The sequence below is a fragment of the Paenibacillus sp. FSL E2-0178 genome, from assembly GCF_038593005.1.
GTDB classification, from domain to species: domain Bacteria; phylum Bacillota; class Bacilli; order Paenibacillales; family Paenibacillaceae; genus Paenibacillus_AQ; species Paenibacillus_AQ phytohabitans.
On the sequence record NZ_CP151953.1, the window covers coordinates 78,173 to 103,351 of the forward strand.

Here is a 25,179-nt window from a genome sequence, read left to right on the forward strand (position 1 = left end):
AGCGGGGGCTAAAGCAATGGATTTCCATACCCTGGTGTCCATGGTAGTGTGGACGGTCAGCGGCGCAGTACTGCTGTGTGTGCTGATGTTCGTGGATTCGCTGTTTACCCGTTATGATGATTTGGAAGAACTCAAAGCAGGCAATATGGCAGTCACTACGCGCTTTGTGCTGAAGCTGGGGGCTCAGGGCTATATTTTATCGTCATCCATTGCTGCGGCTAGCCGGCTTGGGGAAGCGCTTGTTGTCTCTATTGTATCTTTTGTACTGTTGTTCGTTCTGGAAAAATCAGCCGAGCTGCTGCTGGGCAGGGTGGGCAAGCTTGATCTCGACCATGGCACTCAGCTGGGCAAAGTCGGCTACGGTCTGCTTGCAGGCTCTTTGCATGTAATCGGGGCTTTAATTATTGCTGCATTTATTCGTGGATAACATACTTACTCTGACACAACTAAGCGGATGCTTTCGAAGCGAGTTTTGCGAAGAAAAATCGATGTAGTGTATCCTGACAAAACTTTTAGGAGGATTGATGGCTTTGGGTTTATGGAAAAGGATCGGTAATATGTTCTCGAAGCCGGAGGCGCCCGCTGCGCCCAAAAGCATGCTCGACCTGTCTCCCGGAGATATTTGCGAAGTATCTTTGGTAACTTACGAAGTAACGGGCCGGACGAAGACCAGCGGCCGCAATGCTGCTGTATTGACGCTTCGCGACGGAAGCCAGATTTCCTATCTGTATATTGAAGAACGGGAACAGCTGCAATACAGATTATATCATCCGATCGACGGGCGTCTGGATAGCCCTTCCGAGGTACCGGCTACCTTGGAGCTGGATGATTGTACCTTTTATCTGGAGGAAGAATACGAGGGGTATGCAGCAGTCACAGGCCAGACTCCTTACATGAATGGCGGAGAGCAGCATGTCTGGCAGTACCAGTCGGATGATTCGCGGCTGCTGCGCGTGGAATGGCAGAATGGCCGGTTCATGCTTTATGAAGGTGAAACTGTCATTCCGGCTGATGTCAGAGTGATTCGCGCGTCTTAAGGTTAACATGGAGCAGAAGAGATCAGTCTGTTAACAACTGAAGCGTATGGAGATTAAGGGATGCAACTGCCTGTTACAGGCCGTGTGCGTCCCTTTTTGCGTGCGAGCCAGCCCGGAGCTGAATTTCCCTTTGTAGTGCCGCATGTTAAAATGGGCGTAGCTCAGCAGATGCAGGAAACTGCCAACTTAACAAGGAGGATGGACTACTTCCATGGCTAACCCAGAGAACCATAACAAGGAATATACCAATGATAAATTTCAGCGCTCGGCGCTTCAGGTGACAGAGGCTCAGGTTCGGCTGACAGCATATGCAATCCCCCTTACGGATGAAGAGGTTCCTTTGAATCAAAGCTGCGGGCGCTATCTGGCCCAGTCTGTTCATGCACCGCATCCCTTTCCGGCATTTGACCGCTCAAGTATGGACGGCTTTGCAGTTATCGCAGCAAATACAGCATCGGCTGGCGATAACAGCGTGGTGTGGCTTGAGGTGGTAGATGTTATTCCCTGCGGCGCAGTAGCGTCAAGAGAGATTACGACGGGGACTGCTGCGCGGATCATGACCGGAGCGCAGGTTGCGGATGGAGCGGACACTGTAATTATGTTGGAAGCCACAGAGAGCCGGATGGAAGATGGTGTTACTTATGTGGGCGTTCGCAAGCCGCAAGCGGCGGGTCTTCATATTACGCCGCGCGGCCTGGAGCTGGGGACAGGAGAACTGGTGCTGCCTGAGGGGAAAATAATCGGTGCCGGTGATATCGCTGCACTGGCTGCGCTGGGTGTCGCGAATGTTCCCGTACATCGCAAACCTAAGGTAGCAATCTTCGCCACCGGGACTGAACTGCTTGAGGTGGACGAGCCGCTGGCTCCAGGCAAAATCCGCAACAGCAACTCTCCTATGCTGGAGGCGCTTGTACGGGAGGCAGGCGGAGAACCCGTAATGCTTGGTGCGATTGTTGATGATCTGGAGCTTGCCCGGAGTAAAGTCCAGATGGCACTGGAGAGCTATGATCTTGTAATTACTACTGGAGGTGTGTCCGTCGGAGATTATGACATTATGGGTGATCTGATCCGCGAGCAAAGCGGCGAAATGCTGTTTAACAAAGTAACCATGCGACCGGGCAGCGTTACAACCGCAGCAGTACGTGGAGGGACTATTCTGCTGGCCTTATCAGGCAACCCGGGAGCCTGCTTTGTAGGGTTCCAGCTGTTCGCCCGGCCTGTCATCGGGTTGATGCAGGGGGCGGCGCAGCCTTTTTTGCCGGAATGGACTGCTGCGCTTGGCGTGGATTATAAGCGGGTAAACTCCTTCACCCGGTATGTCCGGGCCCGGCTGGAGATCCGGGAGGGCGTTCTCTATGCATATCCAGCCGGCGTTGACGAATCCTCCGTGACGGTTACGATCAAAGACAGCGATTGCCTCATCGTCATTCCGCCGGATAGCGGGCAGATGAATTCCGGGGATAAGGTAACCGTACTTAAGCTGCCGGGGGAGATCCGGGGGTGAATAGTGGGGGAGACGGGAACCTCAACAGAAGCGGATATCAGCTTTGAAAGGAAAGGTTAAGGAACTGTGCAGAAGCAAGTAGAGCAAGTAGAGCTCGGGCGCGAACCCGGACGCGCGAACCTGAACCCGGACCCGAACCCGGACGCGGACGCGCGAAACCGAACCTGGGCGAAACCTCATAGATGGGTGCTCATCAGCATGGACAAGCGTATGGTCATGCTGAGTATGTCATTTTGTGAGAAAATGTAAAGGGAATACTGGGGTTGAACAACTTATGAGTGCTGATAAAACGTAGGCACTTAATGTATTTTAACGTTTGATGTCTTATTATCGTTTGATGTTTTATTATTGCTTGATGTTACTATCGCTTAATGTCTTACTATCGTTTGATGTTTGGTTTTATATTTTATTTAATATTTTCACCATATGAAAAATTCATAATAGAAAAGTGACTTACTGGTAGTGCATGAGATGCTGTAGTGCATGGGATGATGCTTAAGTTTGCTTAAGATTCATATCGTAGCGGCTTAAATGTTGTACGTAATGCAACTCGGACCCCAAGATATCGGGGTGTTCAGAGAGATTGTTGTATGAAATACAAGAATTGGTTCGCTCAACGGCTTGGGGGAGGAGAATTGATGCATTTTGTACAACAATTCTCGATTATAGCCGGAATCATAAGGGGATTGTTGTATTTTGTGCAAGATTTGGCAAAGTAATCAGTCTTCCTCACACGTCACGGGTTGAAAACGTAAAATCTTGCCCCAACAGACCAAAAGGTCCAATACTTACTGTGGTGAAGGCTAAAATTGATGTGAATATTTTTAATTTTGCTATGGGCAGCAACGGGGCTAATTCTAATATTACAACATATGAAAAATTCACAATAGAAAATCGAAAAAAGTTAGAGCAACCTGCCAGCAGGATCATCCCATCGTGCTCCTATTTTCATAATGCGCATCCCGAAAAACGGGTTACAAGGGAAAGCCCTAAGTTCTCAGAATACTTAATGAAAATCAAAAAGAAACCCGGATCAACTACGATCCGGGTTTCTTGATAGTCTAAGCTCAGAAGCAGAAGTACGCTTCAAACCGCTGCTATGTCGCGTAAAGCCCGAATCAGGCATATGGATACCCATGATCATTCGCATGCGGCTGAAAAAAGGAGAATCAGGTGAACAAATGCGCTTGTATCCGAAGATATGGAGCAGACAGTCTGAAAACCTCAATCAACACACAAATACGCCAGTAACTAGCCACCTGTTGCTATATAAAACAGTAGAGCAACCTAACTTAGTCTCAACCTTTGTTCACTGACCAGTGCTCAGGATGCGTAAGCGATCCCGGCAGCTTGGTAGCCGAATCTCCCTTAGCGGCTTGCAGCTGCGCTTGGGTAAGAAAGAGGCTATCCCGCAGATCGGCGCCGCTCAGATTCGTGTCGCGGAGGTCAGCGCCAATCAGGTCGGCATGCCGCAGATCTGCACCGCTGAGGTCAGCGGCGATGAGATATGCGCCGCGTAAGCTGACACAGCGGAGATCGGCCATACGCAGCTTGGCGCCGATCAGATCAGCCCCGCGGCCGTAGTTTTTCTGCCGCTTGGGAGCGGGTTCCAGCTGCGCCCGCGCGGCATTGCGTGCCAATTCGCTGGCGCGCAGCAGCAGTTCGTTGACTTCAGCGCGCTGAACTGGCACATCTAGCGTCAGGAGTTCTTCTGGGCTGAGTGTAGTCAGGTTCAAGGTTCGTTCTATCATCAGCATAAGAGAATCATGCAGAATATCAGCGCCGGGGAATGCTATCGCCTCCCGCAGATACCAGAGCAGCTCATGAAGCTGGCGCATCACCAGGAAGACCTCGAACATCTGCCCGGCGGTTTCAGGGGCCTGCTGCCAGTCACGGCCTCCATAGGTCAGATTAGAGACCTTCTGCCCGGCTCCGAAGCAGTCATACACTGTGCAGCCCCGGAAGCCTTTCTCCCGCAGTTCCGTGTGAATTCCGCAGCGGAAGTCATCCCGCAGATTGGGGCAGGGCTGTCCGGCATTCTTATCAATAGCGAAGTCGGACGAAGCGGCAAAAGGGAGCGCCGCGCAGCACAGGCCGAAGCAGTCCAGGCAGTCAGAGTGCAGCTCAAGCAGTCCAGTGTCCTGAGTTTCAGTCCAATTTAAATAATTTTCAATCAAAGGAATAATACCTCCACATAATTAATGAGACTCTGCCCTGAGCATTCCGCAAATGTCAGACTATTGGGAAGATTCACTCTCCAGACGGCGCTCAATAGCTTCTGACATTGTTTTGTCCGTGAGATGGGCATAGATTTCGGTCGTTTCAGTTGAAGCATGTCCGAGCTGTTCTTTTGTCCTGTAAATATCATTTTGCAGATAATAGTCGGTTGCGAAGGAGTGCCGCAGCTTGTGTACAGTCAGATAAGGTTTGCCGAACCGCTTGGCGTATTTGATAATCATTTCTTGAATCGCCCGCTTGGTCATCCGTTTGCCCTCAGTGCTGCCATTTGGCAGGGTGATGAAGAGCGCTTTTTCCCGTTTGGGAGTCTTATATCTGGACTGGCGGAGGCTGAGATACAAGCTGAGATCGTCCTTGGCCTGCTCGCGGAAATAGACCGGAGTCTTGAAGGTTTCGTCATTATGACCCTTGCGGAAGACATAGAGCAGCTTGTTGTTCACATCCAGATCATCCACATTGAGATTGACTACCTCGGATACGCGCAGGCCGGAGTTCAGAATCAGACTGGCAATACAGGCATCCCGTTCACGGTTCAGCTGAAAAGAATAATAAGCCTGCTTGTTGGCTTCTACATCTTTGCCATAACCCTCGTAGATGTAGCCTACGAATTCCAGCAGCTCCTCATCCTCCAGAATTTTGCCCTTCAGCTTGGCGGCCGTATCCTTCGGTTTGTGAATCCGTTTGATCTCCACCTTGGCCATAATATTACGCTTAAGCAGCGGATAAAAGTTCTCATCCTCCGCAATCTGGCTTAAGTAGTGGAAAAGGGAGCGCAGCGCGGACAGCTTGCGGGACACGGTAACACGTGTATTCGCACTCTCAGCCCGGGTAGTCAGATGCAGGCGGTAGCCGACGATGCTGTCCATATGCAGGGTCTCCAGATCGAGCAGCGTAATTTCAGTATTGCTCGCAGCTGCGGATAGACCTTCACCGCGCAGCCAGCCGAAAAAGGATTCATAATCACGGATATACTCCAGCAGCGTGGAGGGGGACAGATCCGGACGCTTATAATCGATGAACTGCTGCACGAACCAGGGCATCTGCGGCAGACGCTGGTCGAGGTTTTTCCGGTCGGTGTTTTTTTGAATACTGATAGGAATCACCTTCTTTATAGTTTGCCGGAAGCCCGATAGGGCTGTCATTCTATCTTAACATGTTTTTAGCATTTTATGGCTTGAATCTGCTTCCGGGAAAGGCAGTGCCCTTGCTCCTGATGTAACAAAGTTATATGATGTGAAGTAAATTTCATATAAGGTAATTTTAAATTCTTGAAAAGTCCTTGAAAACACTGAGAAAGCTTACTGTTAAAGGGTTTGTGATGAAATTCTATTTACTGACTTTTACTGATTAATGACTGGAAAAACGCTGTTTTGACTGCTTTTTGTGACCTATTTGTGATTTGTAAATCGAGTCAAAGCATGTGACTATGCTGGCTTTATTGCTTGTTTTATCAGTTTTCTAATTAGTTTTTTGTGACTTTTCGAATCTAAAAAAATGCATCAGAAAGATGATAAATGAATTAATCAATAATCAACGATTAGAATAGATACTTTTAAAAGGTACATGTACGTCTGCCCACAACAGATGCATGTGCCTTTTCGCGTTTAATCAACATCCATAGCAACCAAATATTAGATGCTGACATACTATCTTCCGTGGTAAAATATTACTATATTACGTATAACGACAAAGTAATTGTTCTGCTTTTCGATCCATTTAGATTGGGGGAGCATATGAAACTAGAACAAGCAGAGAAAATTGTTAACGCATATGGAGCAGCTCTATCTTCTGGAAAAGAGGGTGAAATGGCTAGAAGGATGTCTCTTCTTCCATGTGATAAAGAAACAATCATTAAAGCGAATAAGATATACATTGCTTATCTTATTAGATATAAAATCATCAATGATAAGATTATGGATGCGTTGATTGTCTCACTCAGCGGAATCGGTTCGTTTATTGAGGATAACAGAGCGAATCAAATCAATAAATCTATACAGTTGTATAAGTCTGGGGAATACGATGAATATGTGAATTCTAAAGAATATAGTGAATTCCTGCAGGGGATAGTCAATATAAATATGATTGAGGATGTTCAAGAGTTTATTGAAACAGTTTATGGCTTTGATGATGACGATCCTCTCTATTTTCAAAGAGTATGTACCCTTGCAGGAGTTGAGTACATAGCCGAGAGAACAAACAGAAGGTCATTTTGGAAAACTCTTTTTAAAAGGTGATTTTATTAACAATACCTTACAGGGAATGATAACAATGACTCAAAGTGTAAAAGAGTTTGTAGGCGAATTGACTGGTATATCTGCAAAAATGGTATTAGATGATTGGACTTGGCAAGCGTTTGGATATAGAAAGCGTCCTAAACGTGGAGCAAAGTTTAATCGGTTTGTTAATCAGAAAAAGCTAATTAGTGAGACATTTCTAATCCGTGAAATTTTTATATCATGTTTTGCATCTGGAATTATAGCAATAGAGTTTGACAGAAATATGACAGAGAGAATTCTGGATTTTATGCTTGAACGATTTATAAATACAGAAGGGATAATTAAAGCTCTAAGATTTGACTCTAAAAGAGAAGCTAAGAATTATCTACTTGAAGGTATACAAGAATATGTCGTGGTTGATCTCGAGAGTTTTGTCACAGTGTTCTTTAAACGTGCATCTGACTTTACTGAGAACACTTTTAATAAAGGTTGGCTTATTTCCGCTTCAAGGTTAACTGTTGATAAAGATAGCCCTTGGGTCATTATCAATAAAACAACAAAAGAGAATTTTGACAAAGAGTTTTTAGATGATCTTTAGAAAAGAGGCGATGTTAAGTTGAGCAATTATCCTAAAATTTATGATTCTTTTGAATTTCCAGGAGTATGGTGGATTCCTGGAGAGGAAGAAAATAAAGTTGCAGGGGTACTAAAGTTTAGGGTCAATGAGATATTATTAGAACTAAATGATGAAGAAGTAAATATTTTTAAAGTTAGGAATGATCCGCAAAGATTAGCTGTACTTCACGGGAACTGCCTTGAGGGAGCAGTTACTCTGTTTGACGGATTTCCTCTCAATCAAGACATAAAATATGGTGTTGGAAATAGTAATCCACATAGTATTCTAAAACTGAGTTTCACAAAGTTAATAATTGGAGAACGTTATCAGACGCTTGGAGATATTATATTATCAGAACTTTCGTTTGAATTTTCTAATCTTAATGAATGGGTAAATTTTTCACCGATTGATTTTAAGCCCCTTGAGAGTGGAATGTCATTATCTATTGGGAGCGTTGAGATAGTTAAATCATGGATAAGAGAATTAGAAGCTGAAATTTCTTTCAACTATCGATTTGAAAATTTAGGTGAGAATTTCTCATACCAGCAACTATCTTACAAAAATATTGTTACCATAACGCCGAAACAATCCCAAACTTTAGAATGGTATGAGATTGTTGCCAAGAAACTTAAGGATTTGCTAACTATTCTTACAGATACCAATATATTCATGGAATACGTTGAGTATTCAACGATCGAACAGCATATTAGATATTATCCTATTTCATATAATGATTACGAGAAAACTAAAATTCATCCACGCAAAGGGTTTGTTATCCCTTTGACATTGATTAAAGATGAGATCGAGAATATATTAAATAATTGGTTTACATTGAAAATTACATCAAGTACCTTGATTTATGTTAATAACATTGTGAATGACAAGTACATGTTTCTCGAAGATAAATTCTTGGCATATAGTAAAGCTCTTGAAAGTGCACATCGGGACAGTTACTTGGATAACAATAAATATGTTGATGAAGATTTGTATGAGCAGATAAAGAGTACAATGTTACTGTCTATAAAGGAAGAAGCAACAGGAGACTTATACAATAAACTGGCGGCAACATTGAAGTACGCAAATGAATTTGGCTTCCAAAGGAGAATTCAAGAAATCATTAAATCATTAGATCCTAAAATTAAAGATTTGGTGCTTATGGGATTAAAAGTTAGTGGATATGCTGATATTGTTCGGATAAATCGAGATTACAATACCCATTTTGGAGAAGAAAGCGAAAAATTGTTTTCTTCTCATCAGTTTATGAGTATTAATGAGAGCTTGAAATTAATAATGTTAAATATAATACTTAGACAGATAGGTATTTCGGATGATCTCCTCTGGTCGGTTTTAAACTCCAATAAAAATTGGATAGGGTATTTGAATAATAGGAAGGATTTGTTCGTCTGAGTAAGAGGATTAGAAGCCCTGAGACTCTCTCGAGGGCTTTTTCTTTGTGTCTGCATATTTGAACTTCGGACAATTAGTCATTAATTACAACGCGTTATGTAAGCTGTGAATGGTATTGCAGTATGTACTATTCGTTTGAAAAATCATCTTCAAACTGGAGAAGGACGGGTAGATCTTTAATGTTGAGCGCATCTGCTATTTTTTCAATAGTCCTGTTTGGTCTTTATGTTTACAAGGGGTTCAGTAGTGGGGGAGACTTCAGTGGCTTCGCAAATGTCTTACAGGCTGGCTAAAGGGCATTACAGATAAGTTCAATCCACTCATGCCCGACTTGAATCATATGAAATGGTAATAAAAAAGACGCACTGGTGATTATTAGTCACTGTGCGTCTCTTTTTCGTTTTCTTTTGGTCGTAGCAATTCATGCTCGTAAACTTCTTTTACCTTTGAAAGATGATCTTTAGCTTCATTGAGCAACCGAGTAATTTCTCTGGATGAATCGCGAAAAGAAGCGTATTCTTTTCCAGTTAACAGCCAATCGCAACTTACCCGAAAAAAGTCAGCGGCAGCTACAATAAACTTACCTGGAGGATCACTAATATTGTTTAAAACATTATTTATAAAGTCTTCATCATATTTTATTACTGAAAATTCATTAGATCTATATTCAAAATATGATATGTGTGCAGATAAATCCTTGACTGTTAATCCTCTATCAAGCATTAACCTCTGAATCCTTTCGCCAATTAGTTCAACAGTAGGTAAATCCTCTTCATTTTCTGAAAATAAAAATTTTGCGGCCTGAGAGTTATAGATATAATTGACTTCGCCATAACCCGCTTTCTCCATCAAAACAGAGTAGGAGCACCCGTAAACTTTGCTTAATTCCATGATGACTTGCGGGGTTGCTTTGACAGTTCTCCCACTTGTATTTTTTCCGCGCTCAAGATTACTAAGATGAGCAGCACTAAAGCTACATAGATCCGCCACATCTCGCAAGGAATAACCCTTTTCTTCTCGTAATTCTTTTATATATTCTCCAAACTTCTGTTCATTAGTAATATCCATTTGTATTCTCCTGTAAACATATTGTTTATAATTGTTGACAACGTTGGATAAGTAGATTATATTACCAATATACAGTTGTTTACGTAATAAAACAATCCGTAAATTCCTGTAAACAATATATCTTCAATAATTAAATAAGAGACAATTGCTTGTCTCCGTAGCAAACCATATTTACTTATTGCAATCACTTTGCTAAAGGTACTATAACGGGAAAATTTTAAATTCAGCGACTCTTAAAATCATCCCCAAAATCGCTGATTATCAAACTTTGATAATGGAGAGAGGTGATACAATAATAAACAAATACTTTTTAGTCGTTGCTGTCATATGTACTTTAATTGGCATTGTCAGGTATATGTTCAATAACATCGGTTATTGGAACCTCAAGAGTGTTACAAATATTATCAATAACACTCATAGCAACATATTCGCCCTTCCACATCTTTGAGGCGGTTGTGGGAGAGATATCAACCATCTTTACAAAATCCATTTTTGATATCTTCTTTTTAATTAATGTAATCTGAAGTGGGTCAAATGAGATCATCAACATTCTCCTTCCTTTAAAAATAATATCATATTTAAGGTGGAAATACATCTAAGAAGAGATATTTCCACTAAAGCGGAAATAATTACGCTTTAATCTTGACAGGTTACTCGGAATCGATTATGATTATATCCAACAAGACGAAAAAATATTCGCTTTGGTGTAAAATTAATGCATAAGAAAGAGGGTGCAACGCTTCCTGTGTATCCATAATTAGTACAAGTTAATGAGTTCGTATAACAACCAATAATCAACACTGATAATGCAATAATCAAAGTACGTCATAATTCGACATCGTTCATGCCAAAAAACGACAATATTCCAAAATGGTGACATATGTTATATAAATCCATTTTGGAAATTACTAAATGGCGTTAATAGTCATAATTTACTATATTAATACACATGTTGCTTCGTAAGTCCCGATTTATTACAACAGATTACCTATAAGAGGAGAGATATAAATGATCAAACTAACAAAAAGCAACAGATATTCTACGGATTTGAGTGCTACAAAGGTATTTGAAGGTATTATCCATATCAATAATAAGGGGATCAAAAACATGTCAAGTGAAATTAGCCAGCCTGAACAGCAACTCAGCATTGAAGATGTTATGAGTAAGGTGGGGTTTGAAGAGAAGGCCATTAAGAAAGCTATTGCCATTAAGTATGAATTAAATCATTTCCTTAAAACTGAAGAGGATCGCATTAATCTTGTCCAACAGGTAAGAGAAAAGCAATTATATCCATGGATGAGAATGTTCCCATTCAAGGTTTTAGAAATTTCTAAGCAAATCGGAACGCACCACTATACATATAACAATTTCAGCCACCTAGAGCAAATGGATATCAAAGATGCCTTGCAATGTCTGTTTCTCGAACCATTCAATCAATCAATGATGGACTTGTTTTACCAGACTAAATTAACACTGGCTCAAATTTTTGAACTCAGGCTTAAAAATCCGAACTCATTATTCCGTATCTTAACTCTGAGTTACGCATAACAACGAAAGAAGGTGATATTTATATTGGATACGCAATATGATAAATGGGTAAGTGAATGGCTGGACTTTCCCATTGAAGAAAAGGAGCTATGGACTAAAAGTAAATAAATTGAGATGCGTAGCGCTGTGGACAAGTATTTTAAAGAAAATAATTTATCTACATTGCTATTTGTATCCTTGTTAGAACACACAAAAGAGTTTAAGCCTGAGCTTCAGACTGCTATTGATGCGATTGAAAAAACTATTAGCAATTATCTTGAATCATTAACTAGTGACATACTTAGAGTATTTGCTCCTGCCTGGGGTATGCGAACTGTGAAAAAGATTGACGATTTAGTTGATAAGTTGTTTGCATTCTTTAAAGAATAAAAAATAAATATATCAGTAAAGCAATAATGGCTGTATGCAACTGCATTTATTTTGTAAAGGGGAATCAACAATGAATCAAATCATTAAAGATTTGTGGGAAGATTACAGGAAGGCAGTCAAGGAATATGGCTATGGTAAAGAATCTAAAGAAGTGTTAATTAAAATTTACAGTTTACGGAGGGAAAACAAAGATGCAGGCAGCAGTTAACAATGTCGTAGGATTTAGTTCTAGCACAGTCGAGGAAGATATCAATATTTTTCTTGAAAAATTAGCATTAAAAAGTGAGCGTACAAAGGAAAGTTACGGCAGAGCTATACGTAGATTTTTTATGTGGCATTGTGGGAAACTCCTTAACCAACTAGTTGTAACCGACTTGCAGATAACAAATAAAAAAATGGTACAGTATCAACTCCACTTGAAAGGTCTAACAGACGAGACAGGTGAACCACTTTACACTAATTCCACAATTAATCAATACACTTCTGCTGTAATTAGTCTGTATGAGTTTCTTAGCCGAGATAAGGATAACAATGTACGTGCCGAAGATGTCAAGTTAGATATGCTGCCCGATGATGGCGAAAAATACGGAGAGTTGGACTGGCAAGAGGCTGAGATAATGGCGCAGCTTGTCTTAAAACAAAAAAAAGGCTTTGAAAAGGCTGCACTAATTAGATTAGCGTATAAGACTAGTTTCCGTAAAAGCTCCTTACTCTCCCTCCAGCTTACAAACTTCAAGTTTAATTCAGAGAGTAACTGCTATATTGCACATGTTGTGGGAAAAGGAAATAAGAAGCACGAGAAACCCATTTCTGTCGAGTTGTATAATGATTTAATAGCAATTACAAAACTAAAATACTATGCAAGATACAATGATAATAAAATTTTTCACCTATCCGACCAGGGAATAAGAGACATGCTGCAATCCCTAAAACAAGAAATGGGAATTTGCGAAGAAAGAAATATAGTCTTCCATAGTTTCCGAAATTCTGCTGCTGGATACATAATTGAGACTGGCGGCGGTATTGAAGAGGTGCGAGATCAACTTGGTCATAGTGGATATGGAGCACTTAATCGCTATATGCATAAAAACAAGAATTATAGTAATATGGCTGGTTTAAAGATGGGTGAGGAGATTGATAAGGCATTATTCGAGAGTATGAGTAAAGAGGAACTACTAAATTTAATTTTTACTCAAAGCGAAGGTTTCATTTTGACGATGCAAAGACAAATAAATAATTGACAATGATTTTAATTATAATTATGTTTAGTTTATTTATTATTTAAAACTAATAATACATATAACAAAAAGGAGAAAATACAAATGAAATCAATCGGAATCGAAGCAAAACGTTATAGAGAGTTACAAGGTATCACTGTAGAGGAACTACACGAAGAAATGAATAAATCTATACCAACCAACATTGATGCGATTTATTCGTTTGAATCTGGAGAGTATAATGAAAAATTGTATTTCTTGAAAATTGGGCAATTTACAACTTTCTTTTATAAAACAATTCTTGATATCAATAACAAAGCAACTAGTAGCCTGCTGGAACACATTGAAATTTGGAGAATGCGCGAAGAGATTCTAAGAGGTTTTATTGTTGAAGAGAATCAATTTAGAAAGCTAAAGAGATTTATTACTGAATCCAAAAATCTAACAAAAGGAATCAATCCAGAAGTGTATGAACAATTTGTAGAATTTGAAGAATATTTTCAAGATCAAGTTAAACGTGATATTGGAGTAAATAAATATGCTTGGGCGTAAATTTTAAAGTAAATACATCTAAAATAAAGGACTCCCTATTGTTTAGGAGTCCTTTTTGTCGTTCTCGTCAGATCTTTCTATGATAAATAGCTCATGTACCTGAACTCCCAGTGCTTCGGCTATGCTGAATAACAAAATGGTTCTATGCTGCTTACTTCCATCAAAAGAATTAATGGTCTTTTGAGAAAACCCAAACTTTTCAGCAAAGGCTTTTTGGCTTTTATAGCCTTTTTCAATTAAAAGCTCATTAAGGCGTGGAGTAACATTTACAATCATAGGAATTAACCTCCTTTATAAGATAACTATATTATAAGATAAAAAAAGAAAAGCATCAAGAAACTAGTTGCAAGTGACTAGTGACTATGGTATTATGAATACAAGAGTTAAGGAACACACACTAACCCAAAGGGAGACGATGCAAATGTCAGATTGCGTACAAGCAGCAAAGGAAATCAGAGCAGCATTAAAGGTAGCATTTCCAGGTGTAAAGTTTAGTGTTCGTTCATCACGCTTTAGCATGGGTTCAAGCGTTGATATTTCTTGGACTAATCTGCCTACACGTAAAGCAGTTGAAGCCATTACAAGCCAATACAGCAGCGTTAGACGTTGTGAATACACTGGTGAGATTCTTTCGGGCGGTAACATGTATGTGTCTGCTAATATTGACTATACTCCTGAGTTTCGTGCAGAAATAGAAAGCAAGATGAATGAAAATGACTTGAACAACCATTATTACTATAATCGTGCATTTGAAGAAATTTGCGAACAAATGTGGAATGAACAAAATGAGATTGGAAACGAAAGTGAAAATAATGAAAATACATATAGTCTTACGGTCGATTCAACCGACTGTGAATCAAATAATCATGCAACACTTACAATCAATGAAGAAAAGGACGGAATTGAAATCCGATTCACATATAAACCATCGGAAAATGTGCTTCAAGCTGTCAGAGATTTAGGATTCAAATGGTCTAAATATAATGGTGGTAAATGGTGGGCAAAGAATACTACAGACCGTTTAAGCTATGCTCAGACGTTGGTTGATACGTTTAATGATATTGCGGTTGAAGGTCTGGGACATGATGCACCAGAACCAGAAGAACAAAAGCGAACGGAAGACTTGACACTGTCAACTCTAGAATCAACTAACCTAGTATGCTCAGATTTGCGCACATTGGAGCAATCACCAGTAATCAATAATGTGTATTCATTCGCTGATTATAAAGCAAATAAAGCCGCCAACAATGAACCAAAGTTAACGGCAGAAGAAAAGCAATAGTTAATAGCTATACAAATGTTAGCAGGCACAGAGGATACGCAAATACAATTAGATATGGGAATAGAGATAGATACATTGTTTAGGTGGTGTATAGCTGTAGCTATGGAAAAGGATGGTAAAGATTCATTTGAGCTATTAAAACAGAACTAAACAAGAGGCATGATGAGTTCCATTCTCTTATCTATGGGCTTCAGCCCCTAGCTATTACTAGGCTATGTTTATGACTTTCTCTGTATGTTTCTAAGTATGCCTACAACACTAATTACAATGGCAGCTATAAGCGCAACAATTGCCCATGTGCTTGTTTGCATGGTAAGCAGCATGGTTATAGAAGCCAATATAATCAAGGCATACAATCCATTCTGAGCCATTCTGAACACTCCTTTACTTGAATAATCTTACTCTCAATAGTATCATGTAAATGAGGAATAGAGAGCCTGTATTAGCGCTCCCTTTCTTTTTTACCGTCGGTGTTTATCCTTTCGTGGAGGGTAAGCACCATTTTCTTTTGTGTATGTAGCCATGTTGTCTTTGCGTTTCTTTTCCCTGAGTCTCTTTTCATCTAAGATGAATTTGACGACTGCAAGGATAATGGGAATGAATGAAGCGTAGGTTTTGATTTCTTCTAGCATGTTATCACCTCTTTTCTATATTCTTATTATAACCGATAACGTGCATAAAGTAAATATTTATTATTATATTTAGTATTGTTGTTGGTGAATGTGAATGAAATGTGAATGGGTATGAAAGGAGATAGGTGAGAGTAGCAGGGTAAAGATGAAAGAATAATAGTTATCAAATGACAAGTAATGGTGATGAATAGGTGATAGTAAATTGAATAGATTGGATAAATGAAAGCTATCAATAATTATGTAATGATAACTTATAGTTATAAGTCTTTGTTTCGCTGTTAATCGTTAACGTTCGATATTAGATGATTGTCTAATTAGTTTATTGGATGAGTATACAAACAAAAAATAAAAATACTTAAACTATTGAAAAATTTAAACAAATATAATGGACTGTCTATTTATGATACAGCCTGAAGAAATACTATCTAAATAGCTTCTAATCATACTTATGCGCTATTTAGTTGCCTACATAGGGGGCTATTTTACATCAATAAATGGTATTTATTTACATAATGGTCTGCTAGCACATGTATCTCCACACTCAACTTATATAAGTGTATATTCATCTTATATCGTTGTTACTTCTACCGTAAGTCTTCCTGATATTTTCACCTCAATATTATCGTTTTTATTATCTCATTCCTCTTAATTTTCCCTTATATTATCTACACTTTTCTCCTTATCCAGTTCCACGTCAACCACCTGAATCATCCACAATCTATCCCCAAATTACACCTAAACCCTTATTCTGTATGGAGTAAAGCGATATTAATCATTTTTAGATAATTATCGATGTTTTATTGTTGATTGTTAATCTTATACTTCTTCTTGCCATATGTATGACCATCAAAGTAATGAGCATACTATTCATAAATTTGAATATGGAGTGAATCGAAATGTTAAACTTTTCAGACGTTGAAGTCCAGAAGACTGTAGAATATTGGACTCCAGAAAGAAAACAAAATGCTGTTCCTCTAACACCACCAAAATATAAATTTAATGAGATTGATGACAAGAGCGTTCGCAATTATCTGGATGAAGCAGCCCAAATTATCATTCCAAGCAATACTTCTAATGCTAACCCAACTACAATTATTTACGGCACTCCTTTTAAGGCCGATGTGACACAATTTCCATATCATGTTGGAGGGAAATTCTTTTTAACTAAAGTTAAGACAGATGGAACAACAGAGGATAGAGTTGGATCAGCACAGTTTGTTGGTCACTGTAGTATATTGTTGACTGCTGCACATTGTGTTCGGGATTCTGTGACTGGTAATTACTACACAAACCTCTTGTTCAGCCGTGGATATAACGATGGAAACAATGATGATTTTCCAATCTCTAGAGTATCAACTCTTGATAAATATGTCGGCAGCACAGAAAGTGCCCGTAGATCATATGATTATGCCTTTGCATTTACGAATCGGCCGTTTAATGATTGGATAGGTTTACAAGTTGGCAATCCACATAATGCTTTCCGAGCAATTGGGTATCCTTCAAATTATGAAAAAGGAGAGAAGATGTATGCCGTAGATGGCACCAAGGGAACTGTTCAAGATAACGTTGTTGAAATGATTGGAAATCCTTTCGCTCCTGGAGCGAGCGGAGGAGCTTGGATAGCAAAGTTTTCGACTGAACGTGATGGATTGATGAATTTAGCAGTTGGGCTAAATGGAGGATATGCTTTAGATGGGTCGGAAAAATGGTACAGTCCATTGTTTTTGAATCGGGAAACAATAGATCTGTTTTACCAAGTGATGAATAGGGAGCGCTGCTAAGGGGCAGAAGGTTCGTAAGAAGATGGAGGAAAAAGTATTTCTTCTTTAATAAACTAAAAATAACTATATACAATTAAATAAACAAGGTGTACACTATACTTATCTTAATGAAAGGAAATGATTAATATTAAAAATGAACCACCAGTTTATGTGCCAAAGAGCATTATTCTAGATAATCGCTTGACCTCCATGGAGTTTTCAATTCTACATCGCTTAAATGGATTGAGGATTGAAAGCGAAATACATTTTGATAATTATTGTGCCAATACATTGTACAGATTGCAGAGTATTGTTAATTTAAACAATAGTAATGTTAGGAATATTAAAAACGCTTTACATAATCTATTTGAATATAACTATCTATCTGAACCACCCGAATATAAAATTGGCGTGGGTACAAAGTTGATGCTAAATCCTAAGACTAACAACTTCTCTGAAAAGTCAGGCGTGCTTGTACCTATAGCAGATTATCTAAAAGTATATAAAGCACATGGACACTTAGCAGGGAGAATGTTATTTATTGTACGAGTAAAAGACTCCGACAATATGTCGATGGATGAATTGAGTAAGATTACAAATGAACCTATAGCTGATATAGAAAGAGTATTGAAACTAATAGCTGAAGAGATTAAAGAGGAGGGAGTTAATCAATGAACCGTTTCTTCTATGTATACGACAAAGCTTTAATGAAATATCTACGCTATGAACACGACTTTGAATTCATCACAACTGGATTACATACAGTAAGTCATGACCAGTTCTGGCAGTTTGAGAATGTACCTGAACTTCACGAAGCAGTCAGACAGTTCTCTAAGCAATAATTAATTTCTAGAAGGGAATTTCTATCATGAGCAAGTCAACAATAAACATTCTTAACAGTACAGTACGCAATCCAGGCATTACGTCAAATGACTTTGTGATGATTGCATTTTTTCAATTATCAGTGTTCAATCATAAAAATAAATATACGCATGATATTAACTCTGATGAAGTAAGGCGCTCTACGGGACTCAGTGACAAAGTAATAAACAAAGTGTTTCTTAATCTTTATAATCAGGGCTATCTTTTAAATGAGATTGGAAAGCGGAGTCCACACAAACCAATAACAGTATGCTTAAACGAGAGAAAGTTTAACATCAAGATCAGAAAAGAAGATGAGTTTTTCACTGAAATGCCAATACTGCTGTTCAATATTATGAAAAATAAACTAATTACACCTCCAGAATTTAGGTTTCTATATTACATACAATCATACATCAACAACACGAACAGGAAATTTTGCTTTTGCAAGGAAGAAACAATAGCTAATGAGTTAGGGATATCGAAACCAACAGTTATTAAGCTGCACCGATCCTTGGAGAAAAAGAAACTCCTGGACGTAACTCAGCATAAACTAGAACACCATGATCAGTATGACCAGAACGACAAGTATGATTTTAAAAAATTCAATAACCACTATGTAGTTAGGCATGAGAATTTCGAGAGATTATACAAAAAAAGCTCTAAGTAAAAAATGTGCGTAGTCTCAGTAAAGTTTGGGCATAGTCTAAGTAAAAAATGGGAAGAGTCTGAGTAAAGAAATGGCGGCCATTTTTTTACCCTAGTAAGTTATCTTTAAATCTTTTAGATCTTATAGATGTTTAGATTAAGTATTTACAACTGGCTCACGCCTCTTGTTTGAAACTTGAAACGCTTCGCTAAGTAATGAGGTCAAGATCAAAACCAAAAGATCAAAGGCATCTGGAACAAGGTTAATGTATGGTTATGAATTGTTGACTATTATCTCATTATCTCACATCAATTCTAAGTATCATTTCTCTTATTAATCTATTTATAATCTTAACCTCATCTAACTATCTAATGTAGTTGGAGGGGGAAAAGTATAATCAATTAATTCATAGCAATAAACAAACGAAAAATAACTATAATTAAATACATAAATCGGAGGTAGTATTAATGAGTAAATTTGTTAAAGTTGTAGGTTTTGCGTTTGATATTAATTGCGGTTTCACTCAGAATAAGGTGTATGAGCTGCACACCTGCAATGATGAGGAGTTTGCTTATGATGATTTTGGCCGGGAGAACTATAGCATAACGAATTGTGTAAAAACTGAAGAAGTTGAATATAGTCAAAAAATCCCACATTGACTCGCTTTGCGAAATCGCAAACCATAACCTTAATTGAAGTTTTGCCATTGGTTTCACACTACGTTAAATAGTCAAGTGGGGATTATCCCCTCTTGATCTACCCCCCAAAAATATGAGGGGAAGCTAATCAATATTAACCAAATGGGCAATCGGTTGCCCATATTGATCGGCACATTCCCATTAACTGTTAATGTAACGGCTCGTGCCGTCAATGTAGATGAATGGTTATGATCTCATTTAAAATGGTCGGCATTTTGTCCGAGGAATCCAAATGGAAAGTCGTCTTTCGTTTTGCCTAGTTGGTCACATTGTATTGAGTGGCGATGTCGCCACACTATTAACTGTTAATGAATAAACTCAATAACGAATCGTTAGTCAGTAGTGGTCAAACTGACCACCACTCAATAGCTACCGGAAATTTTCCGTAGGGTTGACACAGCGTCAACTCAACAGTAACTACCTAGGCCATTTTATCCTAGGTTAAGCAGCAATCAGATAGAAGGTAACTAATCTAAGGTGACACGTGTCACCAACTGACACGGTTAATGCTGGCATCAAATTGATGTTACCCTTATCGTCAATGCGCACAATTTTGTGCAGATTGAGCCAATCGTCAATTTGACGACACCCAATATCATAGGACTGTTTATTTTTAAGCACACCTATTCAGCTCTCCTTCAACTTGACGGTAACTGAACCGAGTGCGAAAAGTTTCCCATTCGATTACCTGTCCTTGAAATTTCAAGTTGATATCGGTTATAGCTCTGCCCCTCATATTTGGGGGGCAGGAGGATGAAAATTTAACCCTCCTTATGATGTCGATTGAATCGAGGCTATCGGTATGGTCGATAGGGAGAACGAAATTTCGTTCCCCGTGGATGAAGCTCCAAGTTAGGACTCCTAATTAAGCCACCGGAAATTTTCCGGAAGTAACCAACAGTTACTTCCGGGGGGGATGTTGAACATACATCCTCTGACTCCGCAAAGTTGCGGAGTGATACGGTAATTCCGTACAGGTTCCCGACTGGTCCCTAAATCAAGGGTTTTTGATGACTAATTTGATGTAAACCCTTGATATATAAGGACTGCAGGGTGGTCCCCGGTGGTTCCTTAACCTGTACGAATTTCAAGGCGGTTGAAGCTGAAGGTTATGGACAGATTTGTCTAATACCCTTTATCGTGAAATCGCGAAATAGTAAGGAGCGGTAAATTTGACGCACCTTTATCGGGGTTCCCCAAATAAGTAAGGAGGAGGTCCTCCGAAAATAGCAGAGGAGCTAAATAGCAAAACTTCAATATGAGTTTTTGCTTTGGGGTTCCCCAAAGCGAGTCAGAGTTAACAACAGGTAATATTTACGGTTCGATATCCTTTTAAAGGATAACGGATTTGCTCCGAGATTTCTCGGAGCGAGTTGACGAACTCAATTTTGAGTTGGTTGATGATGTTGATGGCGAGTTAAATATCGATGTAGGATCCCAGATCTCCCAAAATGGTATATCCGAATCTTTTCCCCCATATGGGGGAGAAGTCATCCACGACCTCAAGTGTTGAGAGGGCCTAACTTAAGCCCTCTGAGAAGAAAAAGATATTAAAATAAAAATAACTATATACAAAAATATTGTTTGATGCTATATTAAATGCGTACCCAATAACAATCAAAAGGAGATGATAAGATGATGACATCAAAAGAAGCATTTTGTGATCAAATGCAAAATTTTTCAAAAATATAAACCAATAAATCCATGTTTTTTTAAAAAAAAGATGGAAAAGTATTCCTGCATGTGTTATTCTCTTTCCCGGGGCTGAATTATAAAGGGGAATATTACCAAATGGAAGATCAGCTGTTAGAAGCAGTATTAAATCCAACGAAGATTAGAATTATTGAGGTTTTAAGTGATGGTCGAAAAAGTACTCAGTATGAGTTGATGGAAAAGCTAGACATTCCGAAATCAACATTGTACCGTCATTCTAAAACACTATTCGATTTAGGCATTCTGCGAGTATCTGATACTGTGCGAAAAGGAGGAGCTATAGAAAATGTAATATATCTAGCTGATGACGAAGATTTAAAAGAAAGAACTAAAGGAACAATGGAGTTTATCAAGCATATAAGTCGGTTAATCGGAGAACATAACCGTAAATATGCTGATAACAACGAATAAAATACATAGAGTATTCGTGGTTGTGAAAATGTAGAAATGTTAAGTCAACGATCCTCGTAGAGTATTACAAATATTGCCCCATACTCTACGAGGATAAATGAAAAAAATAAAATAAAAATAACTATTATACTATAGATATAAAAAGGAGGTTTAGTTATTAAAAGATTAAACAAACCAGAACAATTCAAAATTGAAGAGGTTAAGGGGTTTTACGAGTTGCTGTGGGGATGGATTCATGACCAAGATCATTTATACAACCTGTATAAATATATTCGTGACAATACTAAACCAGATTCACAATTTCCGTTATCTAATGAGTCATATAGTGAGCATGTAGATTTGTTTATAGACATATTTTTTAACACGTTAAAACAATACGATGGAGATACTTTGCTTAATCAGTATGAAGATAAGTATAATAATAAATAATAAAAAGAGAATTAAAGGAGAATAGATAAATAGTATTGCAACTTGAGAATTTTAAAAGAAATAAAGAGAGAACAAGAACAAAAGAAATCTCTAACCCTAACACTCTTTCATATGATGAAATGAAAGATTTTTACGAGTTGCTATGGACTTGGATTGAAATGAATGACCACTCTTATGATCTTTATTCCTTTTTTCAAGATAGTATGGAGCCTGATGGAATGATTTCTCTCGCTGAAGATCCAAGTGCAGTAAAGTTTGCTCAACTGCTTGATGAATACGTTGAAGCTGATGGTATGACAGAAATTTATAAATTCCACTATGACAAAAATAAAAAAGAATATGAAGAGTATTCCAAAAAGATTAAAAGAGCTAACTAAAATACTGGGATACATAGGAGCAAACAATGGGAGATAACGATATCCCAGAGTGATTAGTGTATTAACAAGGAGAGATAATAATTGAACAAACAAATAGTTCTATTGTCAAATGATCTAAATGTTATTACAGCAGAGATTAACAGTTATAAGCAAATTGCAGGACAATCCATATTTGAGATTGGCAAGCGGTTGAAATATGTAAAAGAGAATAATCTGGTGCATGGACAATGGATTGAATGGCTAGAAAGCATTGGCTTAGAGGCAACGAGTGCCAAGCGAATGATGCAAGCTTTCGAACAATTCGGAAATGGTGCGACATCGCACGATTTGCCATCAAGTAAAATATTCGAAATGCTCTCTTTGCCTGAATCAATTGACCGTTCAGAATTTATTGATCAGAATCACACTATCCCATCAACAGGCGAATCTAAATCAATAGATGAAATGACTGTTCGCGAGTTGCGAGAGGTGAAAAAAGCACTTAAAGACAAAGAAAAGGAGGTGAAAGAACTTGAAGACAGCAACATAGCACTGCACGACACCATTGAATCATTAAAATCTCTGCCGCCACAAACTAAACAAGTAGTTAAAGAAGTTGTTCCAGAACGAATCAAGAATGAACTAGAGGATTTGAGAAGTAAATATGATAAAACAAAATCAAACGAAGAAGCATTACAAAAGCTCATTGGTGAAATTGACAGTGAAAAATCCAGGTTAGAAGAATACATATCTTCATCGGAATTTGAATTGCTTGAAACTAAGCGAAAACAAGAGATTATGCAATCTAAAACACACGTTAGTATGTTTGACTTACAATTGAAAATCCAGAAGTTTATCAATGAGACTGCACCCCCGTTATATCTTCAAGGTGCAATGGCGTATGCAGATAGTTATGTAAGAAGAGAACTAATTGAATCAACAAAATCTTTAGAGAAGTTTGTTGAGAATCTAAAAGAGTACTTATCTGAAAGCACCCCAAAACATCAAAATTATAATAATATTATTGAAATCAAACAAATAGAGGAGAGTATTAATGAATAAAGAATATAATAATTTGGAATCTATGAGAACTATGCTGGAAAGTCAACTTGAGTTAGTTAATCGTATGGCCCACCTTACTGAAGAAACTAAAAATAATGTAATCAAAACATAACGTTCTGAAAAGATTGTGTTTAAGGTTGCAAACCTAGTTATTGATAAGTATGAATCAATGGTGGTGAAGGAAAATCTTGAGGATTGGGAATCTGATGAAATCTCAAAACTCATTGGGGAAAAAACCACGGAGATTACTAAGCTGCTTCATCCTTCTATATCTCCAAGTAGAAAACAAGGTGATGAGTATTATAAAAAATGGACGAAGGTTAACAGAGGTCTGTACACAATATATAAACGAAATGTTAATGGACATAAGGGGCCATATTCTCACACACAACGGATTAAATTTGAGCAAGCTAAAGAATACATAAAATCTCTTTCAAGCGTAGACTACCATTATCTTAGAAGTGGAAAATTGTATTTGGTAAAGAAGTTCAATTTTAAAGAACCAGTATTGCAAGAAAAATTGGACATTGAAAAGCTGATTAATGGTCAAATTGATATGGAAGAAAGTTCAAATGGACGAATTCAATAATTGAAATTCAATAAAACTCCCTCCCTAACCGGAGGGAAACATCAATTTTTGCCCGTTTTTCGCCAAAAACGCCACACTTTTTATAAAAAGTATAAGAAAAGCCCCCTATGCTTGGGATGTTTTTAAGAGGTGCGAAGGTAGACATGTGATAGGGGGAGGGGCATGGCCTGTATTAGGTATAGAAATGTAATCGAAACGACGGAAACTAGAATTGCTTAGCAAGCCTACAAACCCTTATTCTATATGGCTAATAAAAAATATAGATAATAAAAATAACAAACATAAAAGGAAGATTGAATTATGAATAAGCAAGATTTGATATCGAATGCAGTTAGCAAAACAGGATTAGATAAAAAGATTGTAGCTCAAACTACAGAGGCATTATTTGAGGCTATCGTAGAAGCGTTAGTATCTGAAAATAAGGTGAATATTGCTGGGTTTGGAGCATTTGAAGTTCGTGTTCGTTCTGCTCGTTCTGGAGTAAACCTGAAGATGCTTAAAGAACTCAAGGATCAAGGTGTTGATCCAGAAATCGCCAAAGCACAGGCAACTATTCAAATTGAAGCGACTAAAGTTGCTGCATTCAAACCTTCAGCAGCACTTAAAAGAGTTATCAAGTAAATAGTATATTACAAGTAACCAAGAATTATGTGAGGGTATCATATACTCTCCTAATCACAACGTATAAAATAACTAACTACAAACTACGCGACCCATTACACTACATAATGGGAATCGCATAAAGCAAATAACTACTTGTTTGTTTTATGCGGTGTGGATATTGATCCATCGCTCTACAGGGTAATAGTAAACCCAAAATTCCTGTAATGAGGCAGGAGAACAATTTAATACGGAAACAGCCTATGATGTGATAGGCAACCTTTTATGACGGAGGCAATATGGAGGATGGTGAGTTAAAAACACTGTCCTTTTATATTGTTCAAAAACATATAAAGGATGATAGA

General features: G+C 38.4%; 29 protein-coding genes. 23 read left to right on the top strand and 6 right to left on the bottom strand.

Annotation, left to right across the window (positions count from 1 at the left end; genetic code table 11):
• Positions 1 to 16 precede the first annotated feature (16 nt).
• From MHI42_RS00380 to MHI42_RS00395, 4 genes are all read left to right on the top strand, one after another.
• Positions 17 to 427, top strand: coding sequence for a DUF350 domain-containing protein (locus MHI42_RS00380; RefSeq protein WP_042137790.1), 411 nt, complete (start codon positions 17 to 19; stop codon positions 425 to 427).
• Positions 428 to 530: 103 nt separating this feature from the next.
• Positions 531 to 1,037, top strand: coding sequence for a DUF4178 domain-containing protein (locus tag MHI42_RS00385; RefSeq protein ID WP_039299317.1), 507 nt, complete (start codon positions 531 to 533; stop codon positions 1,035 to 1,037).
• 211 nt (positions 1,038 to 1,248) lie between these two features.
• Positions 1,249 to 2,541, top strand: a complete 1,293-nt coding sequence (glp, locus tag MHI42_RS00390) for a gephyrin-like molybdotransferase Glp (RefSeq protein ID WP_342422320.1) — start codon at positions 1,249 to 1,251, stop codon at positions 2,539 to 2,541.
• A gap of 583 nt (positions 2,542 to 3,124) precedes the next feature.
• The gene (locus MHI42_RS00395) at positions 3,125 to 3,598 is read left to right on the top strand and encodes a hypothetical protein (protein WP_342422321.1); all 474 of its coding nucleotides are present in this window, start codon (positions 3,125 to 3,127) and stop codon (positions 3,596 to 3,598) included.
• Between the two features lie 241 nt (positions 3,599 to 3,839).
• Here MHI42_RS00395 and MHI42_RS00400 read toward each other — a convergent pair whose 3' ends face one another.
• Both MHI42_RS00400 and xerS read right to left on the bottom strand, forming a co-directional pair.
• Positions 3,840 to 4,718, bottom strand: a complete 879-nt coding sequence (locus MHI42_RS00400; RefSeq protein ID WP_342422322.1) for a pentapeptide repeat-containing protein — start codon at positions 4,716 to 4,718, stop codon at positions 3,840 to 3,842.
• Between the two features lie 60 nt (positions 4,719 to 4,778).
• Entirely contained in the window at positions 4,779 to 5,873 is a 1,095-nt protein-coding gene (gene xerS / locus MHI42_RS00405) for a tyrosine recombinase XerS (protein WP_171716268.1), read from the bottom strand.
• A gap of 639 nt (positions 5,874 to 6,512) precedes the next feature.
• Between xerS and MHI42_RS00410 the strand changes: the two genes are divergently transcribed.
• From MHI42_RS00410 to MHI42_RS00420, 3 genes are read left to right on the top strand one after another with little or no spacing between them, the layout of a single operon-like run.
• On the top strand, positions 6,513 to 7,013 hold the full coding sequence (locus tag MHI42_RS00410) for a hypothetical protein (RefSeq protein ID WP_342422323.1): 501 nt from the start codon (positions 6,513 to 6,515) through the stop codon (positions 7,011 to 7,013).
• Between the two features lie 34 nt (positions 7,014 to 7,047).
• Positions 7,048 to 7,593, top strand: a complete 546-nt coding sequence (locus MHI42_RS00415) for a hypothetical protein (protein ID WP_342422324.1) — start codon at positions 7,048 to 7,050, stop codon at positions 7,591 to 7,593.
• Positions 7,594 to 7,611: 18 nt separating this feature from the next.
• Positions 7,612 to 9,018, top strand: a complete 1,407-nt coding sequence (locus MHI42_RS00420) for a HEPN domain-containing protein (RefSeq protein ID WP_342422325.1) — start codon at positions 7,612 to 7,614, stop codon at positions 9,016 to 9,018.
• A gap of 375 nt (positions 9,019 to 9,393) precedes the next feature.
• Here the strand turns inward: MHI42_RS00420 and MHI42_RS00425 are convergent, their stop codons facing one another.
• Both MHI42_RS00425 and MHI42_RS00430 read right to left on the bottom strand, forming a co-directional pair.
• A complete protein-coding gene (locus MHI42_RS00425; protein WP_342422326.1) occupies positions 9,394 to 10,086 on the bottom strand; it encodes a helix-turn-helix transcriptional regulator in 693 nt (230 codons plus the stop codon).
• A 334-nt stretch (positions 10,087 to 10,420) separates the two neighbouring features.
• On the bottom strand, positions 10,421 to 10,630 hold the full coding sequence (locus tag MHI42_RS00430; RefSeq protein WP_342422327.1) for a helix-turn-helix transcriptional regulator: 210 nt from the start codon (positions 10,628 to 10,630) through the stop codon (positions 10,421 to 10,423).
• Between the two features lie 464 nt (positions 10,631 to 11,094).
• Between MHI42_RS00430 and MHI42_RS00435 the strand changes: the two genes are divergently transcribed.
• The 5 genes from MHI42_RS00435 (at position 11,095) to MHI42_RS00455 (ending at position 13,772) form a co-directional block, all read left to right on the top strand.
• Positions 11,095 to 11,634 carry a hypothetical protein gene (locus MHI42_RS00435; RefSeq protein WP_342422328.1) on the top strand — a complete coding sequence of 180 codons (540 nt, stop codon included), beginning with the start codon at positions 11,095 to 11,097 and terminating at the stop codon, positions 11,632 to 11,634.
• Positions 11,635 to 11,748: 114 nt separating this feature from the next.
• Positions 11,749 to 12,003 carry a hypothetical protein gene (locus MHI42_RS00440; RefSeq protein WP_342422329.1) on the top strand — a complete coding sequence of 85 codons (255 nt, stop codon included), beginning with the start codon at positions 11,749 to 11,751 and terminating at the stop codon, positions 12,001 to 12,003.
• Between the two features lie 70 nt (positions 12,004 to 12,073).
• Complete coding sequence (locus tag MHI42_RS00445; protein ID WP_342422330.1) at positions 12,074 to 12,211, top strand: hypothetical protein; 138 nt, start codon at positions 12,074 to 12,076, stop codon at positions 12,209 to 12,211.
• Positions 12,195 to 13,244, top strand: coding sequence for a site-specific integrase (locus MHI42_RS00450; RefSeq protein WP_342422331.1), 1,050 nt, complete (start codon positions 12,195 to 12,197; stop codon positions 13,242 to 13,244). Before MHI42_RS00445 ends, MHI42_RS00450 begins: the two co-directional genes overlap by 17 nt.
• A gap of 81 nt (positions 13,245 to 13,325) precedes the next feature.
• Entirely contained in the window at positions 13,326 to 13,772 is a 447-nt protein-coding gene (locus tag MHI42_RS00455; protein ID WP_342422332.1) for a hypothetical protein, read from the top strand.
• 42 nt (positions 13,773 to 13,814) lie between these two features.
• Here MHI42_RS00455 and MHI42_RS00460 read toward each other — a convergent pair whose 3' ends face one another.
• The gene (locus MHI42_RS00460; protein WP_342422333.1) at positions 13,815 to 14,048 is read right to left on the bottom strand and encodes a helix-turn-helix transcriptional regulator; all 234 of its coding nucleotides are present in this window, start codon (positions 14,046 to 14,048) and stop codon (positions 13,815 to 13,817) included.
• 94 nt (positions 14,049 to 14,142) lie between these two features.
• On the opposite strand from MHI42_RS00460, the gene MHI42_RS00465 reads away from it, so the two are divergent.
• A complete protein-coding gene (locus MHI42_RS00465; RefSeq protein WP_342422334.1) occupies positions 14,143 to 15,054 on the top strand; it encodes an LPD29 domain-containing protein in 912 nt (303 codons plus the stop codon).
• A gap of 461 nt (positions 15,055 to 15,515) precedes the next feature.
• Here the strand turns inward: MHI42_RS00465 and MHI42_RS00470 are convergent, their stop codons facing one another.
• Entirely contained in the window at positions 15,516 to 15,686 is a 171-nt protein-coding gene (locus MHI42_RS00470) for a hypothetical protein (RefSeq protein ID WP_342422335.1), read from the bottom strand.
• 896 nt (positions 15,687 to 16,582) lie between these two features.
• Between MHI42_RS00470 and MHI42_RS00475 the strand changes: the two genes are divergently transcribed.
• From MHI42_RS00475 to MHI42_RS00520, 10 genes are all read left to right on the top strand, one after another.
• Positions 16,583 to 17,467 carry a hypothetical protein gene (locus tag MHI42_RS00475; protein ID WP_342422336.1) on the top strand — a complete coding sequence of 295 codons (885 nt, stop codon included), beginning with the start codon at positions 16,583 to 16,585 and terminating at the stop codon, positions 17,465 to 17,467.
• Positions 17,468 to 17,584: 117 nt separating this feature from the next.
• Complete coding sequence (locus MHI42_RS00480) at positions 17,585 to 18,121, top strand: hypothetical protein (RefSeq protein WP_342422337.1); 537 nt, start codon at positions 17,585 to 17,587, stop codon at positions 18,119 to 18,121.
• On the top strand, positions 18,118 to 18,288 hold the full coding sequence (locus MHI42_RS00485) for a hypothetical protein (RefSeq protein WP_342422338.1): 171 nt from the start codon (positions 18,118 to 18,120) through the stop codon (positions 18,286 to 18,288). Before MHI42_RS00480 ends, MHI42_RS00485 begins: the two co-directional genes overlap by 4 nt.
• A gap of 26 nt (positions 18,289 to 18,314) precedes the next feature.
• Complete coding sequence (locus tag MHI42_RS00490; protein ID WP_342422339.1) at positions 18,315 to 18,977, top strand: helix-turn-helix domain-containing protein; 663 nt, start codon at positions 18,315 to 18,317, stop codon at positions 18,975 to 18,977.
• Positions 18,978 to 19,423: 446 nt separating this feature from the next.
• Entirely contained in the window at positions 19,424 to 19,615 is a 192-nt protein-coding gene (locus MHI42_RS00495; RefSeq protein ID WP_342422340.1) for a hypothetical protein, read from the top strand.
• Between the two features lie 1,830 nt (positions 19,616 to 21,445).
• Positions 21,446 to 21,778 (top strand): ArsR family transcriptional regulator, encoded by a 333-nt coding sequence (locus tag MHI42_RS00500; RefSeq protein WP_342422341.1) that lies wholly within the window; start codon positions 21,446 to 21,448, stop codon positions 21,776 to 21,778.
• A gap of 464 nt (positions 21,779 to 22,242) precedes the next feature.
• Positions 22,243 to 22,584 carry a hypothetical protein gene (locus MHI42_RS00505; RefSeq protein ID WP_342422342.1) on the top strand — a complete coding sequence of 114 codons (342 nt, stop codon included), beginning with the start codon at positions 22,243 to 22,245 and terminating at the stop codon, positions 22,582 to 22,584.
• Positions 22,585 to 22,665: 81 nt separating this feature from the next.
• Positions 22,666 to 23,625: a DUF3102 domain-containing protein gene (locus MHI42_RS00510; protein WP_342422343.1), complete on the top strand. Its 960-nt coding sequence runs from the start codon at positions 22,666 to 22,668 to the stop codon at positions 23,623 to 23,625.
• A gap of 127 nt (positions 23,626 to 23,752) precedes the next feature.
• Entirely contained in the window at positions 23,753 to 24,214 is a 462-nt protein-coding gene (locus tag MHI42_RS00515; protein ID WP_342422344.1) for a hypothetical protein, read from the top strand.
• A 300-nt stretch (positions 24,215 to 24,514) separates the two neighbouring features.
• Positions 24,515 to 24,835 carry an HU family DNA-binding protein gene (locus tag MHI42_RS00520; protein WP_342422345.1) on the top strand — a complete coding sequence of 107 codons (321 nt, stop codon included), beginning with the start codon at positions 24,515 to 24,517 and terminating at the stop codon, positions 24,833 to 24,835.
• Positions 24,836 to 25,179: the final 344 nt, after the last annotated feature.